The sequence below is a fragment of the Frondihabitans australicus genome (assembly GCF_003634555.1).
GTDB lineage: Bacteria > Actinomycetota > Actinomycetes > Actinomycetales > Microbacteriaceae > Frondihabitans > Frondihabitans australicus.
The window spans coordinates 3,742,942-3,760,868 of the sequence record NZ_RBKS01000001.1; the positions used below are offsets into that span (position 1 = coordinate 3,742,942).

General features: G+C 70.4%; 15 protein-coding genes. 9 read left to right on the forward strand and 6 right to left on the reverse strand.

The window, feature by feature from the left end; all coding sequences use genetic code 11:
• Window positions 1-21 precede the first annotated feature (21 nt).
• Window positions 22-1,740 carry an amylo-alpha-1,6-glucosidase gene (locus C8E83_RS17820; RefSeq protein WP_121371418.1) on the reverse strand — a complete coding sequence of 573 codons (1,719 nt, stop codon included), beginning with the start codon at window positions 1,738-1,740 and terminating at the stop codon, window positions 22-24.
• Window positions 1,737-3,608 carry a glucosidase family protein gene (locus C8E83_RS17825; protein ID WP_147430240.1) on the reverse strand — a complete coding sequence of 624 codons (1,872 nt, stop codon included), beginning with the start codon at window positions 3,606-3,608 and terminating at the stop codon, window positions 1,737-1,739. Before C8E83_RS17825 ends, C8E83_RS17820 begins: the two co-directional genes overlap by 4 nt.
• Before the next feature lie 190 nt (window positions 3,609-3,798).
• Here C8E83_RS17825 and C8E83_RS17830 point away from each other — a divergent pair, with 190 nt between their 5' ends.
• The 4 genes from C8E83_RS17830 (at window position 3,799) to C8E83_RS17845 (ending at window position 8,068) form a co-directional block, all read left to right on the forward strand.
• Window positions 3,799-5,139 carry an ABC transporter substrate-binding protein gene (locus tag C8E83_RS17830; RefSeq protein WP_170160001.1) on the forward strand — a complete coding sequence of 447 codons (1,341 nt, stop codon included), beginning with the start codon at window positions 3,799-3,801 and terminating at the stop codon, window positions 5,137-5,139.
• A complete protein-coding gene (locus C8E83_RS17835) occupies window positions 5,136-6,086 on the forward strand; it encodes a carbohydrate ABC transporter permease (RefSeq protein ID WP_121371421.1) in 951 nt (316 codons plus the stop codon). Before C8E83_RS17830 ends, C8E83_RS17835 begins: the two co-directional genes overlap by 4 nt.
• A complete protein-coding gene (locus tag C8E83_RS17840) occupies window positions 6,083-6,949 on the forward strand; it encodes a carbohydrate ABC transporter permease (protein WP_211331724.1) in 867 nt (288 codons plus the stop codon). The genes C8E83_RS17835 and C8E83_RS17840 overlap by 4 nt, the downstream gene beginning before the upstream one ends.
• Before the next feature lie 66 nt (window positions 6,950-7,015).
• Window positions 7,016-8,068, forward strand: a complete 1,053-nt coding sequence (locus C8E83_RS17845; RefSeq protein ID WP_121371422.1) for a LacI family DNA-binding transcriptional regulator — start codon at window positions 7,016-7,018, stop codon at window positions 8,066-8,068.
• A 41-nt stretch (window positions 8,069-8,109) separates the two neighbouring features.
• Here C8E83_RS17845 and C8E83_RS17850 read toward each other — a convergent pair whose 3' ends face one another.
• Window positions 8,110-8,721, reverse strand: a complete 612-nt coding sequence (locus tag C8E83_RS17850; RefSeq protein ID WP_121371423.1) for an NADPH-dependent F420 reductase — start codon at window positions 8,719-8,721, stop codon at window positions 8,110-8,112.
• Between the two features lie 93 nt (window positions 8,722-8,814).
• Between C8E83_RS17850 and C8E83_RS17855 the strand changes: the two genes are divergently transcribed.
• The 5 genes from C8E83_RS17855 to C8E83_RS17875 all read left to right on the forward strand — a co-directional run bounded on the left by C8E83_RS17855 (window position 8,815) and on the right by C8E83_RS17875 (window position 14,886).
• A complete protein-coding gene (locus C8E83_RS17855; RefSeq protein WP_121371424.1) occupies window positions 8,815-9,477 on the forward strand; it encodes a TetR/AcrR family transcriptional regulator in 663 nt (220 codons plus the stop codon).
• Between the two features lie 111 nt (window positions 9,478-9,588).
• On the forward strand, window positions 9,589-11,247 hold the full coding sequence (locus C8E83_RS17860; RefSeq protein WP_245981807.1) for an ABC transporter substrate-binding protein: 1,659 nt from the start codon (window positions 9,589-9,591) through the stop codon (window positions 11,245-11,247).
• Window positions 11,244-12,929 carry a dipeptide ABC transporter ATP-binding protein gene (locus C8E83_RS17865; protein WP_211331725.1) on the forward strand — a complete coding sequence of 562 codons (1,686 nt, stop codon included), beginning with the start codon at window positions 11,244-11,246 and terminating at the stop codon, window positions 12,927-12,929. Before C8E83_RS17860 ends, C8E83_RS17865 begins: the two co-directional genes overlap by 4 nt.
• Window positions 12,926-13,891, forward strand: a complete 966-nt coding sequence (locus C8E83_RS17870; RefSeq protein WP_121371427.1) for an ABC transporter permease — start codon at window positions 12,926-12,928, stop codon at window positions 13,889-13,891. The genes C8E83_RS17865 and C8E83_RS17870 overlap by 4 nt, the downstream gene beginning before the upstream one ends.
• Window positions 13,888-14,886: an ABC transporter permease gene (locus tag C8E83_RS17875; protein WP_121371428.1), complete on the forward strand. Its 999-nt coding sequence runs from the start codon at window positions 13,888-13,890 to the stop codon at window positions 14,884-14,886. Before C8E83_RS17870 ends, C8E83_RS17875 begins: the two co-directional genes overlap by 4 nt.
• A 37-nt stretch (window positions 14,887-14,923) precedes the next feature.
• On the opposite strand, the gene C8E83_RS17880 is transcribed toward C8E83_RS17875, so the two are convergent.
• Genes C8E83_RS17880 through C8E83_RS17890 form a run of 3 tightly spaced genes read right to left on the reverse strand, consistent with a single transcriptional unit; the run spans window position 14,924 to window position 17,921 of the window.
• Window positions 14,924-15,937 (reverse strand): substrate-binding domain-containing protein, encoded by a 1,014-nt coding sequence (locus C8E83_RS17880; RefSeq protein ID WP_121371429.1) that lies wholly within the window; start codon window positions 15,935-15,937, stop codon window positions 14,924-14,926.
• Window positions 15,934-16,923, reverse strand: a complete 990-nt coding sequence (locus C8E83_RS17885) for an amidohydrolase family protein (RefSeq protein ID WP_121371430.1) — start codon at window positions 16,921-16,923, stop codon at window positions 15,934-15,936. Before C8E83_RS17885 ends, C8E83_RS17880 begins: the two co-directional genes overlap by 4 nt.
• Complete coding sequence (locus C8E83_RS17890) at window positions 16,923-17,921, reverse strand: substrate-binding domain-containing protein (RefSeq protein ID WP_121371431.1); 999 nt, start codon at window positions 17,919-17,921, stop codon at window positions 16,923-16,925. The genes C8E83_RS17885 and C8E83_RS17890 overlap by 1 nt, the downstream gene beginning before the upstream one ends.
• Window positions 17,922-17,927: the final 6 nt, after the last annotated feature.

The following is a 17,927-nucleotide window of genomic DNA, read 5'->3' on the forward strand; positions in this document are numbered from 1 at the left end:
CCGGGGTCGACTACGCCGAGCTCAGCGCACGACACGGGAACTTCGAGTAGCCCCGACCCTCTCCACCAGCGAGAGGAACACCGACGCCGTCCAGGTCATGCTCCGGTCACGGAGCCCCGCACCTGTGACGGCGTCGAAGTTCTCGGCCATGCCGGCGTCCGCGCAGGTCGCGACGAACCGGTCGGTGACGTCGTCGGCGAGGTCGCCGTGCCCCGCGCGGCGGAGGCCGTCGACGAGCAGCATCGTGGAGGGCGCCCAGATCGGCCCGCGCCAGTACCCGTCGGCCTCGTAGAAGGGGCTGTCGACCGGCTCGGTCGCGAACCCGTGACGGGTCAGGTAGCCGCCCTCGAGGAGCCGGTCGACCGTGGCGCTCCGCTGCGGCTCGGGCAGCATGTCGCCCAGCACGAGCGGCATCGTGAGGATGAGGCTGTCGGAGTCGATGACCGCGCCGGTCAGGGTGTCGCGGGCCACGAAGCGCCCGTCGACCCAGAAGCGCGAGCAGAGGGTCTCGATGGTCCGCTCGGCGCGTCCGCGCCAGTCGACGGCGTCGGAGGGGCGGCCGAGGTGGTCGGCCATCCGCGCGAGCGCCAGCATCTGGAGGGCGAGATAGCTCAGCAGATCCGGGCTCTGCACGGGCACGCCGACCCCGAACGTGGTCGCGTTGTCCCAGCCGGAGTCGTTGCCGTGGTTGTACGACGGAATCGCGTCGTCCCCATAGACCCGGTGCTCGAACCACCAGTCGGTCCAACGGCGCAGCGGCTCGTACAGGGCGGCGATCGCGTCGTCCGAGAGGCCGTCGCGGTCCATCAGGTGCGAGATCGACCATCCGTGCACCGGCGGCTTGACGAAGTTCCGCTCCACGCCGGCGTCGTTGACGTAGTCGGGGAGGCACCCGTGCTCGTCCTGGTGGTCGAAGATGGCGAACAGCTGGTCGGCCGCCGCCTCGGGGTCGCGCCACAGGGCCATCGCGTTGAAGCAGTGGTCCCAGCTCCACACGTTCGTCATCCGGTTCTTCGACATGAGCATGCTCTCGCGCCGGAGCTCGCCCCCGGCCGGCACGATGGCGGCCCAGGTGACGAACGCGGCGAGCCTCACGGCGTCGGCCATGCGGTCGTCGTCGGCCGCCTCGCCGCCGTGGACGGCGCACCACCGGTCGAAGTCCGCCTGCGCGACCTCGGCCGTGCGGTCGAGATCCTGCACGGCGTCTCGGGGCACCGCGCTGCCGTACTCGTCGATGACGAGCGACACCGGGCCGTCCGCCGCCGAGACCCGCAGCTTCGCCTCGGAGTTCCGGATGCCGTCCCACCGGGCGTCGAAGCGGGTCCGCCCGCCGACCACGCGGATCCGGTAGTTGCGGTTGGCGCCGCTGTCGACGAAGCGCCACGCGTCCGCCGACTCCTGAAGGACGGCGTCGTACTGAGACACGGCCCGGAAGTCGAGGGTGAGCGAGCCGCCGGTGACGCGCAGCTGGGCTCGACCCGGGCCCGACAGCACCACCTGCACCGTCGTGCCGTCATGGCGCAGCAGGAGCCGGCCGGCGTGCGTCTCGCTCGAGGCGTCGGCGCCCCCGTCGAGCAGCAGCCGGAGGATCTCCCGGTGACGGGCGTCGCCCCGCACCGTTCGCAGGTAGACGCCGGACTCGTGCTGGTCGACCATCCGGGAGACGGCGAAGTACGAGCCGCGTCGGCTGAACGGCGTGGTCGCGAGGTCGACGGCGAGGGGGCTGCTCTCCGGGCTCACGCGTGCACCCGCTCCCCGTCGAGGACGGCCCGGTGGCTCGCACCGGCCGCGATCTCGACGACGTAGGGCTCGGGCGCTTCGGCGCGGAGGGTGCGGAGGTCGATCTCGAACGTCCGCGCGTGATCCGCCTCGTTGACCAGCGTGAAGGAGTCGCCGTCGACCGTGTAGGCGAGGCGGTAGGCCTGCTGCCCAAGCGACACGCGACCGGTTCCGGTCAGGCGCGGCGTGACGGCGAGGTCGGCGGTGAGGCTCGGCTTGATGCCGAGATACTCGGTGAACAGCACCCACGAGAACACGCACGGGTACTCGTAGTAGTGGGCGGCCCCGTGCCACGGCGAGCCGTCGACGTAGTACACGTGGTCCATGTCGTAGCGCTCGCCCATGGCGAAGTCGTCCAGCGCCCCCTGCGCGGCCACCCGGCGCAGCTGGTCGAGGAGCATGGCGCCGTCGCGTCGCCAGGACCAGAAGGCAGCGTCCCAGCTCCAGTAGCGGCCCGCCGCGCAGAGGTCGTACGGGCCGGCGTCGCCGATCTCGTCGTCGGTGTAGTCGGCGATCCGCGCGGCCAGGAAAGTCGGGAAGCGCTGGAACTCGTCGAGCTCCGCGTCGACCAGGTCGATCACGTGCGACGTCTGCTCGGCCGACGCGAGGCCCAGCACCACCGGGAGCACGTTGGCGAGGAGGTGGATGTGGTCGTGGACGACGCCCGACCGGTCGACCCAGTCGACGAAGCGCCGGGCGTCGTCGTCCCAGTGGCCGAACGGCACGGGCGCGCCGACCGTCGACGCGATGCGCTCGGCGAGCGAACGGTAGGCGCCCGCCCGGTCGTCGCGGTCGAGCATCGCCTCCAGCTCGGCGAGCAGCCGGAACGAGTGCACGGCCAGCGCAGCGGCCATCGTCTCGCGGCCGTCCTTGATCACCTGGTCCTCGTAGTAGACGTCCGACCAGAGGCGTCCCTGCCGATCGACGCAGTCCTCGATCGCGGACGCCGCGCCCTCGATGTCGGCGATGTTGGCGGCGAGCCAGGCAAGGTCCTTCGTGCGCGCGACGTGGAGCCAGATCGACTCCAGGACCTCGACGTTGCCCGTGACGAGGAACATCTCGGCGTTGGCGCTGCCGTCGACGCTCGACCGACGCACGTGGTACTCGCGGTCGCCGTTCGGCTGGATCGCGCACGGGTCGCGCCACAGCTCCTGTGGGTCCTCTCGCATCACGCGCAGCTGCAGCTCGATCATGCGGCGGACGACGTCGTCGTCGGTCCGGTCGCCCCAGGCGACCCGGCCCTTGATCTGGAACTCGTGGTCGACGTCGGGGTAGGTGCCGACGTACTTGTCGGCCAGCGTGCTGACGACGAAGCCGCTCGAGTCGGCGAATCCGGCCGCCACGGTCCGCTCGATCACCGAGGGCAGCATCGTGCCCCAGTAGAACGCCGCCGCGGCGTCGGCCAGCTCGCCGCCGTGCTCCAGGTCGAGGTCGAACTCGCCCCCGTCGACGTCGGCGTGCGGCCTCGCCCGGTGCGCGCGGAGAGTGGCCGAGTCGCCGCGCAGGAGCACGCGAGTGCCGCCCGGCACGGCCGTCGCCTCGACGACGCCCTCGCCCGTCAGATGCCAGGCCGGCTCGTCGGCCGTCGGCGACGGCGGGAGTACCCAGCAGGAGCCGCTCCCCGACAGCGAGACGGGGCCGGCCCCGCTCGGCAGCACCCAGCGTCGCCCCTCGCCGTCGATGTCGGTCACGACCACCGGCCCCTCGGCGAACAGCAGCTCGATGGCGTCGCCGCCCTCGGCCGCGAGCACCCAGGTGCGATCGTCGAGCGATCGGAGGGTCGAGGGAGCCGTCGGCGAGGGCGGCAGGGGAAGGGCGGTCGTGGACATCGGCGTCGTGACTTCTCTCGGATGGAGTGGACGGTGCGGGGGAGTGCGAGTGCGCGGCCGGGTGTTGACGATCCGGCCGATGTAGCCCATTATGCAAACTTGTAACGAAAACTTGCAAGACGGTTGCAACGTGTTCAATGATGATCCCATCACCCACGCTGCCCGTCACGATCGAGGAGGATCGAGAGATATGACCGCAACGACGCGTCACCCCTGGCGCACCCGAGCCGGCGCGCTCGCCGCAGGCGTCGCCGTTCTCGCGGCAGCCCTGACCGGCTGCTCGTCGTCGCCCTCCGGCGACACCGGCTCGAAGACCCTCACCGCCTGGGCCTGGGGCGCACCCGCCGTCGGCATGAAGGCCACGGCCAAGGCGTTCGAGAAGACGCACCCGGGCGTGAAGATCACGGTGCAGGACGTCGGCAACCCGGCGATCTGGGACAAGATCACCCCCGGCATGGCGGCCGGCGGCACCGGACTCCCCGACGTCATGGACATCGGCGGCGACTACATGTCGAACTACGTCGAGACCTTCCCCGACGGCTTCGCGAACCTCAGCGACCAGGGCGCCGACTCGCTCGCGAAGGACTTCCCGAGCGGGCTCTGGAAGGGCGGGCAGGACGCCAAGGGCACCCAGTTCGGCATCCCGTTCGAGGTGAACACGAACCTGCTGTTCTACCGGAAGGACCTCTTCCAGAAGGCCGGCGTCGACATCGACTCGATCACCACGTGGGACCAGCTGCTCGCGGCGGGCAAGAAGATCAAGGCCGCCACCGGTGCGCAGCTCTTCGCCGTCGACAAGGCGGCCTCGCAGGCCGACGCGGCGAACCTCTTCGAGATGCTCGCGCGGCTCGAGGGCACCTTCTTCTTCGACAAGAAGGGCGACATCGCCCTCACCGACAAGGGAAACCTCGCAGCGCTGACGTTCCTGAAGGAGGCGAACGACGCCGGCCTCATCGCCGACATCCCGCAGTCCGCCGGCACGACGTCGCAGATGCTCGGACAGAAGCCGGTCGTCGCCACGATGCCGTACGCCTCCTGGCTCGCGGGCACCTTCCAGAGCACGGCGCCGGCCATGAAGGGCAAGTGGGGAGTGCGCCAATCGCCCGCCATGACCGAGGGCGGCTACACCTCGTCGTCGGCCGGTGGCACCTACCTCACCGTCGCCAAGTCGAGCAAGAACCAGAAGCTCGCCTACGAGTACGTGAAGTACAGCATGGCCACTCTCGCCGGCCAGCAGGTGATGACGAAGGCCGACCAGCTCTTCCCGAGCTACGAGCCGATGTGGAAGACGTCCGCGTTCAACCAGACCGACCCGTACTTCGGGATCAACACCAACGCGCTCGTGATCAAGGCCCTCAGCGAGAAGACCCCGCCGGACTACTACACGAAGGACTACCCGAAGGCGCTCAAGGTGTACGACGACGCTCAGACGCAGGTGCTCGTGAAGGGCGCCGACCCGAAGGCCGCGCTCGAGTCGGCCGCCAAGCTCCTGGCGCAGCAGACTTCGCGGAAGATCGCGGGCAGCCGATGAGTTCGAGCTCTCTGACGAGGGCGCCTCAGGCCCCGGCCCAGCGCCGGCCCGAGGCGCCCCCGCCCGGGGTGCGCCGGCGCTCGTGGGCGAGCCGACGCGCCCGGCTCACGCCGTACGTGTTCCTGCTGCCCGTGATCGTCCTGTTCATCGGGTTCAAGATCTACCCGGTGCTCTCCGCGCTGTACCTCAGCTTCACCCAGAGCGTCGACGGCCTCACGAAGTTCGTCGGGGGTGCGAATTACGGCAGGATCCTGCACGACCCGCTGTTCTGGACGGCCCTCGGCAACACCGTCGAGATCCTGCTCATCCAGGTGCCGATCATGCTCGTGCTCGCGATCCTCCTGGCCGTGGCGTTCAACTCGAAGCTGCTCAAGGCGCGGGCGTTCTTCCGGGTGGCCTACTTCGTCCCCATCGTCATGGGGCTGGTCGCCTACGGGATCCTGTTCTCCGCGCTGCTGGCGCAGAACGGCTTCGTCAACTTCCTGCTGAACGAGGTCGGCCTGCCGAGCGTGCCGTGGCTCGCGGACCCGTTCTGGGCCAAGATCTCGATCGTGCTGGCCATGACCTGGCACTACACCGGGCAGAACTCGGTGATGTACCTGGCGCAGCTGCAGTCGATCCCCGAGGAGCTCTTCGAGGCGGCTCAGATGGACGGCGCGAACCGGCGCCAGCAGTTCTGGCACGTGACGCTCCCCGGGCTCCGGCCGGCGATCCTGCTCACCGTCGTGCTGTCGACCATCGGCACCCTGCAGCTGTTCGACGAGCCGTTCGTGCTCACCAACGGCGGGCCCGACAACGCCACCCTGACCATCGGCATGTACCTCTACCAGAACGCCTTCCGGAACTTCGACTTCGGCTACGCCTCGGCGATCGGGTACGTGCTCGCCATCATCGTCGCCGCGATCTCCGTCGCCCAGATGATCGTGCTGAGGAGGCGCGCCCAGTGACCGTCCAGATCCCCATCCGAAGCAGCTCCCGGCGATCCGGTGCGTCGAGCACCGCGCTGAGCACGCTCGTCACCGTCGTAATCGCCCTCGGTGCCGTGTTCATGCTGGCGCCGTTCGCCTGGCTCATCATCGCCTCGACCCACGACACCGCCGAGATCTTCTCGTCGCCGCCCGCCCTGCTGCCCGGCGGACGGTTCTGGAGCAATCTCTCGGGCCTCTTCACGAACCTCGACTTCGGCGCCGCCTTCAAGAACTCGCTCATCGTGTCGGTGACCTACACGGTCCTCGGCATGCTGGTGTGCAGCTGCGCCGGCTACGCCTTCGCGAAGTTCACCTTCCGAGGCCGCGACGTGATGTTCACGATCATCGTGGCGTCGCTCGCCCTCCCCGGGCAGGTGACGCTGGTGCCGCTGTTCAAGATCATGGTCGACCTGGGCTGGCTGAACTCGTACCAGGCGCTGATCCTGCCGAACCTGGCGCTGCCGTTCGGCATCTTCCTGATGCGGCAGACGATGCAGTCCGTGCCCGACGAGCTGATCCAGGCGGCCCGCGTCGACGGGGCGGGGGAGTTCCGCGCGTTCTTCCAGATCGTGCTGCCCACGATGCGTCCGGCTCTCGCGGCCCTGGCGATCTTCCTCTTCCTCGGGCAGTGGAACGACTTCGTGTATCCGCTGATCATCCAGCGAACGCCCGACGCCTACACGCTGCCCGTCGCGCTGGCGACCCTGCACGGGGTCCAGGCGACCGACTACGGCCAGCTGCTCATGGGCACGTTCGTCTCCGCGATCCCGGTGCTGATCCTGTTCCTCTTCCTCCAGCGGTACTTCGTCGCGGGCCTTCTCGCGGGATCGGTCAAGCAGTGACGACGCCGCAGGATCGAATGCACCTGTCGCCGTTCTCGTGCACTAGTTTCGAGCCAGGAGAGTGACATGGCGACAGTGAGAGGCGCGGAGCCGGCCAAGCGCCGCACCGGCGCGCGGACGCCCGTGGGGAGCACGAGCCTCGCGGCCGTGGCGCAGGTCGCCGAGGTCAGCGAGGCGACGGTCAGCCGCGTCCTCAACCGCAAGTACGGGGTCTCCGCCGCGACGCGGCAGGCCGTCGAGGACGCCCTGAAGCAGGTCGGCTACGAGCGGCCGCTCGACAACCGGCTCGTGCTGATGCTCACGCCGAACCTCAAGAACCCGATCTTCGCGCAGCAGGCCGAACGGGTCGAGAACGAGCTGAACCCGTACGGTCTGAAGTCGATCATCTGCCCGGTCTACCCGGGAACCCCGCGCGAGCGCGACTACGTCGAGTCGCTCGTCGATGCCGGCGTCGCCGCGATCGTGTTCCTGTCGTCGAGCAACACCCTCCGCGACGCCGACCACCGCGTCGTCCAGCTCATCGAGTCGCGGGGCATCCCGTACGTGAGCATCAACGGCGGGTTCCCGGAGTCCGACGCGCCCGTTGTCTCGACCGACGACTGGCGCGCCGCCGAGATCGCCGTCGGCCATCTGCACGACCTCGGGCACCGCAGGATCGGGCTGCTCGCCGGCCCGGTCGACAACGTCCCTGCCGATCGTCGCGTCGAGGGCTTCCTCCGCGCGATGGCCAAGCGCGGCATCGAGGACGCCGAGGCGCTCGTCTCGCGCCAGCACTTCAACTTCGAGGGCGGGCAGCAGGCGGCGTCGGCGCTCCTCGCCGACGGGGTCACGGGAATCGTCGCGTCGAGCGACGAGATGGCGCTCGGCGCCTACCGCGCCGCCGAGCGGGGTGGCCTCAGCGTGCCCGCGGACGTCTCGATCGTCGGCTACGACGACTCGCCCATGCTCGACTTCACGGCCCCGCCGCTGACCACCGTGCGGCAGCCCACCGAGCGGATCGCCGAGAACGTGGGCCGGATCCTGACGGCCCTCATCGGCCACCGCGAGGTCAACAGCGAGGAGATCCTCATCGACCCCGAGCTCCGGCTTCGCGGTTCGACGGCGCCCGTCCGTCGCTGACGGGCGTCACGCCGAACCGCGGTCTCCGCGACGGCCGCCGGTCAGACGACAGCCAGCGCGCTGTCGAAGCCGGCGCCGTTGCTCGCGACGCCGACCAGCAGGATCCCGGCCCACTCGAGCGCGTGCGCCATACCGAGGCCGCCCGCGTCGCGCGGCTGCATGCCCATGCTGCGCAGGAGCCCGGCCACCGCCGCCTTGGCCTCGGCGTCCCCGCCCGCGAAGAGCACGTCGAGCGGCTCGTCCCTCTCGATGACCCCGCCGAAGATCGTGTTGAACGCCTTGACGACCTGCGCGTCGTCGGGCGCGACGGCGGCGATCCGCTCGGCGACCGAATGGCCCGGCGTGCTCACGAGGCCGGTGGCGTCGGCCGTGAACGGGTTGGTGATGTCGACGAGGATCTTCCCGGCCAGCGCGTCGCCGAACCGGGTGACGGCCTCGACGGCCCCCTGGTGGAGCACGGCGACGATCACGATGTCTCCGGACGGGCGGGCGCCGTACTCGCCGACGGAGGTTCCGTGGCCGATGCCGTCGGCGAGCTCCTGCGCCGCCGTGGTGTTGCGGCTCAGGATCTCGACGGTGTGGCCGTGCCGCGCCGCCCGAGTGCCGATCGCCCGGGCCATGCTTCCCGAGCCGATGATGCTGATGGTGCTCATGTGTCTGTCTCCTTCGTGTGCGCGGTTGCGTCGACGTCGTTAAGCGGAGGGGTGCCTCCTGTTATTCCCGCGGTGCTCGGTTACAGTGGCCGGGTGAGCATCACGCAGGGGCAGACGGCGCGGGTGCCGCGGCGGCGCGACGGCCTCGAGACGCACGCGAAGCTCATCGGGTCGGCGCAGCGCGAGTTCGCCGAGCGCGGCATGGACGCCTCGCTCGAGGCTGTCGCGCGAGAGGCGGGCGTCGCCATCGGCACGCTCTATCGGCACTTCCCGACGCGTCTCGACCTCCTCCTCGCCGTGCTCGACTCGCGCCTGGGCGAGTTCCTCGACGGTGCACGCTCGGCCCTCGAGATCGACGACCCGTGGGAGCGGTTCGTCGCCTACCTCGAGAACCTCTTCCGCGTGCAGGCGGGCGACCGGGGGTTCAACGACTTCCTCTCGCGTCGGTTCCCGGGCAGCGCCGAGACGGAGCGGATCCACGATCTGATGTGCCTGCAGATCGCCGAGGTCCTCGCCCGCGCTCAGGAGGCCGGGGTCGTGCGGGGCGACATCGCGCTGGCGGACATCGTCGAGCTGATCTGGTCGAACGGGCGGATGATCGACGCGACGCGCGCCTCGGCTCCTGCCGCCTGGCACCGGCAGCTGCACCTCATGCTGGACGCCTACCGGGCCGACCGCGCGCACCCCCTGCCCGAGCCAGCGCTGACCGACGCTCAGCTCTACGACGCGATGGTGCGGCTCAGCGCCTCCGAGTGACATGCGGCGTCACCGCACGCAACACGGATTCGGCCTCGAAGCAGGAGCCTGGGAACATTACAGGCGCTGCAACGATTGCAGTGTGCGATGAGCAAGGAGCACGAACCCCGTATGAGACGCCTGACAGGAATCAAGATCGCCGCGGTCGCGGCCGCCGCCGCACTGATGCTGGCGGGCTGCACGTCGACGAACAGCGGCAGCGGGTCGTCATCCGGCGGCAAGGGCGGGACCCTCACGATCCTGACCGACCAGACGGCGGTCCACCTCGACCCGGCGACCAGCCAGAACCTCGCGATCACGACCCTCGGCCTGATCGCCCGCCGCCTCACCACGTGGGACATCCAGCCGGGCAAGGCCGCCAAGGTCGTGCCCGACCTCGCCACGAACACCGGCGTCTCGAGCGACGACGGCAAGACCTGGACGTATCACCTGAAGCCGGGCATCGAGTTCCAGAACGGCAAGGCGATCACCTCCCAGGACATCAAGTGGGGTGTCGAGCGCTCGTTCGCGCCGACTCTCACCGGCGGCCTGAGCTACCACAAGTCGCTCCTCGTCGGCGGCGACACGTACAAGGGCCCGTTCACCGGTCAGTCGCTCGCCAGCATCGAGACGCCCGACTCGTCGACCATCGTCTTCCACCTGAACGCGTCGTACGGCGACTGGCCGTGGCTCGTGTCGATGCCCGCCTTCACGCCGGTGCCGACCGGCGACGGAACGACCCCCTCCTACGACACGGCACCGGTCGCCTCCGGGCCGTACCAGGTGCAGTCCGACCAGCAGGGCTCGCAGATCACCTTCGTGCGCAACAAGCACTGGAGCGCGAAGACCGACTCGGTGCGGACCGCCGGGCCCGACAAGATCGTGCTCAAGGAGAACCAGAACGACTCGACGACGGCGCAGACCCTCATCGCCGACGCCGGCAGCGCGAAGGACAGCTTCGACGCGACCTACCTGGGCGCCGCCGAGCTGAACCAGGTCCGCGCCAGCAGCGACGCCCAGAGCCGTCTCGCGACCAGCCAGGCCGGGCCCATCACCTACCTCGCGATGAACACGTCGAAGGGCGTGCTCAAGAACCTCGACGCGCGCAAGGCGCTCGAGTACGCGGTCGACAAGCAGTCCTATCGCCTCGCCGCGGGCGGCGCGACGGCCGGCACCTACGCGTCGACCCTCATCACCCCGGGCATCGCGGGGCGCCAGAACTACGACCTCTACAAGACCAAGGCGACCGGTGACGTCGCCAAGGCCAAGTCGCTCCTGAAGCAGGGCGGCGCCTCGTCCGCGAGCCTCACCCTCCTCACCCCGAACGACAGCTCGTCGCTGTCGGAGGCGCAGGCGCTCCAGGCCGGCATCGAGCGCACCGGCGTGAAGGTGACCCTGAAGCCCGAAGACACCGACTCCTTCTACACCGACGCGACGACGGGCGACGACTACGACCTCGTCCTGTTCAGCTGGCAGCCCGACTTCCCGTCGCCGAACGCCAACATCCAGCCCCTCTACGCCTCGTCGCAGATCGGCGACGGCGGCTACAACGTCTCGCACTACTCGAACGCGGCCGTCGACAAGCTCATCGAGCAGGCCACCGGCACCGTGAACCAGAAGGACGCCCAGACGCTCTGGGCCCAGGCCGACAAGGCCATCATGGCCGACGCGCCGGTGGTGCCGCTCACCTACGCGAAGCAGTCGTTCCTGCGCGGCTCCAACGTGCAGAACTTCGAGATCGCCGACTTCCCGGCCTACCCGAACTACCTCAAGGTGACCCTGGGGCAGTGAGCCCGTCTGTGGAACCGGTCCTCGTCGTCGACGGCCTCCGCGTCCGCTTCGGCGACGCGGAGCCCGTCGTCGACGGCGTCTCGTTCGAGCTCACGCCGGGCAGGGTGCTGGCCGTGGTCGGGGAGTCGGGTTCGGGCAAATCGGTCAGCGCGATGAGCCTTCTCGGGCTCCTGCCGCCCACGGCCGAGGTCTCGGGCAGTGCCACGTTCGACGGCGCCCAGCTCATCGGGGCGTCCGAGCAGGCGCTCCGCGAGGTGCGCGGGGCGGGCGTCGGCGTCGTGTTCCAGGAGCCGATGGCCTCGTTCACCCCCGTCCTCCGCCTCGGCACCCAGATCGCCGAGGCGGTGACCGCCCACCGGCCGCACCTGGCGAAGGCGGAAGTCCGCACGCGCGTGCACGAGCTGCTCGTCGCCGCGGGCATCGACGAGCCGGAGCGCGTCGCGCGGTCGTACCCGCATGAGCTCTCCGGCGGCCAGCTGCAGCGGGCCATGATCGCGCAGGCGCTCGCCGGCGACCCGAAGGCCCTCATCGCCGACGAGCCGACGACCGCGCTGGACGTCACGGTGCAGGCCGGGATCCTCGACTTGCTCCGCACGCTGTGCCGGGAGCGTTCGCTCGCGGTGCTGCTCATCACGCACGACATGGGCGTGGTCGCCGACGTCGCCGACGACGTCCTGGTGATGCGTCGCGGCGTCCCGGTCGAGCAGCGGCCCGTCGCCGAGCTCTTCGCCGACCCCTCGGCCGACTACACGCGCGAGCTGCTGGCGGCCGTACCCGAACTCGAGGCCGCGGAGCCCGACACGGCGATCCGTGGCGACGCGTCGCGCGGCGTCGACGCCGAAGCGGGCGAGATCGTCGCCGAGCTCCGCGACGTCGCCGTCCGCTACGCCCGCTCGGGCGAGCCGACGGTCTCGGGAATCGACCTCACCCTCCGCGCAGGTCAGACCGTGGGGCTGGTCGGCGAGTCAGGATCCGGCAAGTCGACCATCGGCCGAGCGCTCGCCGGCCTCGTGCCCGTCGTCGCCGGATCCGTCACCGTCGCCGGCATCGATCTCGCCACGGCCCGAGGAAGGCGGCTCCGCGAGCTGCGGAGCCGCATCGGGCTGGTGTTCCAGGACCCCGCGTCGTCGCTCAACCCCCGGGCGACCGTCGGGGCGAGCATCGCCGAACCGCTGGCGATCCACAGCGACCTCGGCGTCGAGGCCCAGCGCGAGCGGGTCTCCGGGCTCCTGCGGGCCGTCCGCCTCGACCCCGGGTACGCCGAGAGGTTCCCGCACGAGCTCTCGGGCGGGCAGCGGCAGCGCGTCGCCGTGGCCCGAGCCCTCGCGCTCCGGCCGTCGCTCGTGATCGCCGACGAGCCGACGAGCGCCCTCGACGTCACCGTGCAGGCCGCGGTGCTCGACCTGCTCCGCGAGTTGCAGGAGCAGTTCGGCTTCGCGTGCCTCCTCGTGAGCCACGACCTCGCCGTGGTCCGCTCGCTCGCCAGCGAGGTGGTGGTGCTGCGGCACGGCCGCGTCGTCGAGAAGGGCCGCACCGACGAGATCCTCTCGTCGCCGACCGAGGAGTACACGCGCATGCTGCTCGCCGCGGCCCCCGTCGCCGACCCGGTGCGGCAGGCCAGGAGGCGCGAGGCCTGGCAGCGGTTCGCCGACGAGGAGCGCCGAGGGGAGTCGGCGGCATGACCGCGAACGTGGCGACCGCCCCGGTGGCGGCTCCGACGGCCACGGGGTTCCGAGGCGTCGTGTCGCGGGTGCGTTCCGACCGCTGGGCCGTCGTGTCGGCGATCGTGATCGTCGTCTTCGCGCTGGTCGCGATCCTGGCGCCGGTGCTCGCGAAGCTCACCGGTCAGAATCCGTACAGCTATCACACCGGCACCCTGGGCGGCATCGGCGCACCCCGGGGCGCCTTCGGCGGGGTCAGCGCGACGCACTGGTTCGGGGTCGAGCCGCTCACCGGCCGCGACCTGTTCGCGATCGTCACCTACGGCGCGCGCACGTCGCTCGGCATCGGCCTCGCGGCCACCGTCGTGTCGATGGTGATCGGCGTCGCCGTCGGCGTGACCACGGGTTTCCTCGGCGGCTGGTACGACCGGATCATGAGCCGCGTGATCGACGTGATGTTCGGCTTCCCGTCCCTCGTCTTCATGATCGCGCTCACCGCGATCGTGCCGTCGAAGTTCCCCGCGACGGTGCTCGTGACGATCGTGATCGGCTTCTTCGGCTGGCCGTCCGTAGCCCGGGTGATCCGCGGGCAGACGCTCTCGCTGCGCGAGCGGAACTTCGTGGTCGCCTCGACCGCCATGGGAGCGGGCACCTGGCACACGATCCGCACGCAGCTGCTGCCGAACCTCGCCGCCACGATCACGGTCTACGCGACGATCTCGATCCCGTCGATGATCGGCGCCGAGGCCGCCCTGTCGTTCCTCTCGGTCGGCGTCACCCCGCCGACGCCGTCGTGGGGCCGCTCGATCGGCGACGCGATCGGATGGGTGCAGACCGACCCGATGTACCTCGTCTTCCCGGGAGCAGCTCTGTTCGTCATCACGCTCGCCTTCAACATGCTCGGCGACGCGCTCCGCGACGCTCTCGACCCGCGTCGCACGGTCACGGTCCGCCCGCGCCGGCGAGAGGGGGTGCGCGCGTGAGCACGACCCGGTTCCTCGTCACCCGCATCCTGGGCGCCGTGCTGGTGCTCCTCGTGATCGCCGCCATCACCTACGCCCTGTTCACCCTGCTGCCGACCAACCCGGCGAGGGCCATCTGCGACAAGCCCTGCACGCCCGACCGGCTCGCCCAGGTGAAGGCCTTCCTGGGCACCGACAAGCCGTGGGTCGTCCAGTTCCTCACCTACCTCGGCGGGATCTTCGCGGGCAGGAGCTTCGGGACCGGCTCCACGGCCCTCCACTGCGCCGCCCCCTGCTTCGGCTACTCGTTCCAGCTGCACGAGAGCGTCACGTCGCTCATCATCGAGCGGCTCTCCGTCACGGCCTCGATCGCCGTCGGAGCGGCGGTCCTGTGGCTCGTGGTCGGAGTCGCGGGCGGCGCCCTGTCGGCCCTCCGCCGGGGAAGCGCCGTCGACCGCGGGGTGATGGGCGTGGCGGTCGCGGGAGTCTCGGCGCCGACGTACCTCGTAGGGCTCCTGCTGATCCTCTTCTTCGGCTTCACCCTGAGGGTGCTGCCGACGAGCGGCTACGTGCCCTTCTCCGACGATCCGGTCGGCTGGTTCTCGCACCTCGTGCTGCCGTGGGTCACGCTCGCGTTCGTGAGCGCGGCGATCTACGCCCGGCTGACGCGGGGCGAGATGCTCGAGGCGATGAGCCAGGACTTCATCCGCACGGCCAGGGCCCGAGGGCTGTTCGAGCGGCAGGTGGTCGTGCGGCACGGGCTGCGGACCGCGATCCTGCCGGTGGTCACGCTCTTCGGTCTCGACCTCGGGTCGCTGCTGGGCGGGGCCATCATCACCGAGAAGGTCTTCTCGATGCAGGGCATCGGGTCGCTGCTGATCAGCGCGGTGTCGTCGCTCGACCTCCAGGTCGTCGTCGGCGTGACGCTGTTCGCCGCCTTCATGATCGTCGTGGCGAACGTGATCGTCGACATCGTCTACGGGGTGGTCGACCCGCGGGTGCGGCGTCGGGCCTGAGCTGTCGGCTGCCGCCGCGCTCACGTGAAGTCGCCGCTCAGGTGTCGAGCAGCTCCTGCGCGAACACCTCGTCGACGGCGAACCGCCGCGACAGGCCCTGCTCGTGGTGGTAGCGCAGGAAGGTCTCGATCGCGACGCGGTTCGCGGCCACTCCGAAGGCGAACGGGTCGGGCCCCAGCAGGGCAGCGTCGCGATCGGCGAGGTCGTTCAGCCAGGGGAGCATCGACGTGGCGAAGTTCGTCACGCGGCCGAGTGTCGCCCGCTCCTGCGCCCTGGCCTTCGCCTCGGCGCACGCGTCGGAGACCGCATGCGCCAGACCGGGCCTCGCCTCGACCAGGTCGCGGCGCATGACGAGCACGTGCGCGGGCGGGAAGATGCCGGTGCGCGCGAAGTACTCCTGCTCGACCGAGCGGTAGTCGACGAAGAGGCGCCGCACGCGAGGCGACCCCTCGAGGACGGCGCGAGGCACGTTGCCCGAGAACAGCGCGTCGATCTCACCTTGCTCCAGCATCGCGCCGAGGTCCGCGCCGCGAGTCGCCGTGCTCACGGCGACGCCGTCGGGGCGGGGCTGCGACACGTAGTCGGCCGGCGGCAGGGACCGCTCGAGCCCTCCGACGATCCAGCTCATCGACGCAGGATCGACGCCGAACTCGTCGGCGAGAACCCCCTTGGCCCAGACACCGGCGTCGTGGCCGTAGAGCGCGAACTCGCCGACGCGCCGGCCGGCGAGATCGGCTGGACGGTCGATCCCGCCGCCCTCCCGCACGAAGATCGACGACTGCCGGAACACTCGCGCCGGGAAGACCGGCAGAGCGACGAACGGCGGAGTGGTGCCCGCGGCGGCGGCCGCGTCGAGCGTGCGGAGGTAGTACGTGAGGCCGAGCTCGGCCACGTCGAAGGCCTGGTCGCGGATCATCGGCTCGAAGACGTCGGTGGCGAGGTCGCAGGTCGTGTACTCGACCCGGTCGCCGTCGACCGTGACGTCGCCGTCGATCAGGCCGCGCAGCATGTCGTACGGCATCGAGCCGAACCGCAGCCGTGCCGGGCTCATCGTCGGATCCCGTCGACGAGACGCTGCCAGTTCCGCCCCGCGATCGCCTCGCGCTCGGCCGCGCTGATCGGTGCGGACTCGAGGAACTCGCGGGCGCCCGCCTGCGATGACGCCTCGAACGGGTAGTCGGTGGCGAACAGGATCCGGTCGGCGCCGATCACCTCGATCGCCCAGCGCAGGTACCGCTCGCTGAGCATCCCGCTCGGCGTCACGAGCACATTGCGCCGCACGTACTCGGCGAACGTGTGCGGCAGCCCCGCCATCGCGGCCAGGTGCTCGAGCCGGTCGAGGTAGAAGAGCACGAGCTCGCCCCAGTGGCCGACGACCATCTGCAGCCCGGGGTGACGATCGAAGACGCCGCTCAGGATCAGGCGCACCAGCTGCACGCCCGAGTCGTAGTGCCATCCGATGCCGTGCGTGGCGAACCCCGCCGAGACCTCGGCGTCGAAGCCGTCGTAGTAGGCGGCCCGCACCGCGCGCGGCGGCGACTGCGGGTGGAGGTGGAGGGGCACGTCCATCTCCTCCGCGGCCGACCACAGCGGGTCGAGGGCGGGGCCGTCGAGGCTGGCGGCACCGGTGCGGCCGTAGAGCATGGCGCCGTCGAGGCCGAGGGTGGTCACGGCCCGGCGGAGCTCTCGGGCGGCGGCCTCCGGCGATCCTGCGGCCAGGGTCGCGAGGCCCCCATAGTGCTCGGGGTCGCCCGCGACCACTGCCGCGATGGCCTCGTTCGTCTCGATCTGCAGCGCCTCGACCTCGTCGGGCAGGAAGTTCTGCAGCCCCGGCGTGGTGAGCGAGAGCACCTGCACGTCGAGCCCGGTGGCCTCCATCGCCTCTCGGCGGTCGGCCCCTGTGCTCAGGAGCCGGCGCCCCGAGTCGCCGCTCGTCGACGGCTCGTACGCGAGGTCGCGTCGCTCGGGCGGGAGGTGCCCCCACGCGGCCAGCACGGCCGGGGTGACGACGTGCTCCTCGACTCCGACGAGGCGCATCAGGTGTCCAGGAGGCTCGGGACGAACACGTCGTCGCTGGTGAGCAGCTGCTTCGAGAGTCCCTGCTCGTGGTGGTAGCGGAGGAAGGTGTCGACGGCCTTCCGGTTGCGCTCGACGCCGTAGGGCCACCAGTCGTCGCCGAGCAGCTCGCGGTTCTGGGCGAAGAGGGCGCTGAACCACGGCGTGATGACGCCCATGTGCTGCTTCGACGCCTGGTCGAGGTAGAAGGCCTCGGTGGCGTCCTTCGCCGCGAGGAAGGCGTCGTAGATCGCCCGGGGCACCGCGGGGTGCTCGGCAACGATCTCGCGCCGGATCGCGACGACGTGCATCATCGGCTGGATGCCGGTGCGCCGGTAGTAGTCGCGCTCGACCGACGGGTAGTCGGGGAAGAGGCGCCGGATCGTGCCGCGCCCCTCGAGCAGTGCCTTCGGCACGTCCACGGAGAGCAGCGCGTCGATCTCACCGGCCTCGAGCATGTCGGTGAGAGTGCGACCGTCGGGAGCGTGCGTGATGTCGACGCCGTCGGGGACGGGCTGCGGGATCCAGTCGAACGCGGGGATCGGGAAGTCGGTGCCGCCGATCACCCAGCGGCACGCATCGGGGGCGACGCCGTACTCGTCGGCCAGGATGCCCTTCATCCAGACGCCGGGGTCGCTGCCGTAGAGGGCGAACTCTCCGATGGTCTTCCCGGCGAGGTCGCGCGGATCGCGGATGTCGCTGCCCTCGGCGACGAAGAGCGCCTCGTGCCGGAAGTTGCGGTTCGGGAAGATCGGCAGGGCGACGAACGGCGACTCGTCGGTGTCCCAGGAGCGCAGGAAGTACGTGAGGCCGTACTCGGCGACGTCGAGGTCGCCCCGGGCCATCGACTCGAACACGTCGGAGATGAGGGGCGACGACTCGAAGGATGCGTCGACCCCGTCGATCGGGATCTCGCCGTCGAAGACAGCGCGGGTGTGCTCGTAGCGGTAGCCGCCGATGCGGAGGTGCAGGTCGGTCATGTCGAA

Bases quoted from the DNA above. Each gene is read 5' to 3' on its own strand.
- C8E83_RS17850 (WP_121371423.1), bottom strand. From the start codon at position 8,721: ATGAGCACCATCAGCATCATCGGCTCGGGAAGCATGGCCCGGGCGATC.
- C8E83_RS17860 (WP_245981807.1), top strand. From the start codon at position 9,589: ATGAGACGCCTGACAGGAATCAAGATCGCCGCGGTCGCGGCCGCCGCC.
- C8E83_RS17885 (WP_121371430.1), bottom strand. From the start codon at position 16,923: ATGCGCCTCGTCGGAGTCGAGGAGCACGTCGTCACCCCGGCCGTGCTG.
- C8E83_RS17880 (WP_121371429.1), bottom strand. From the start codon at position 15,937: ATGAGCCCGGCACGGCTGCGGTTCGGCTCGATGCCGTACGACATGCTG.
- C8E83_RS17835 (WP_121371421.1), top strand. From the start codon at position 5,136: ATGAGTTCGAGCTCTCTGACGAGGGCGCCTCAGGCCCCGGCCCAGCGC.
- C8E83_RS17870 (WP_121371427.1), top strand. From the start codon at position 12,926: ATGACCGCGAACGTGGCGACCGCCCCGGTGGCGGCTCCGACGGCCACG.
- C8E83_RS17845 (WP_121371422.1), top strand. From the start codon at position 7,016: ATGGCGACAGTGAGAGGCGCGGAGCCGGCCAAGCGCCGCACCGGCGCG.
- C8E83_RS17890 (WP_121371431.1), bottom strand. From the start codon at position 17,921: ATGACCGACCTGCACCTCCGCATCGGCGGCTACCGCTACGAGCACACC.
- C8E83_RS17825 (WP_147430240.1), bottom strand. From the start codon at position 3,608: ATGTCCACGACCGCCCTTCCCCTGCCGCCCTCGCCGACGGCTCCCTCG.
- C8E83_RS17830 (WP_170160001.1), top strand. From the start codon at position 3,799: ATGACCGCAACGACGCGTCACCCCTGGCGCACCCGAGCCGGCGCGCTC.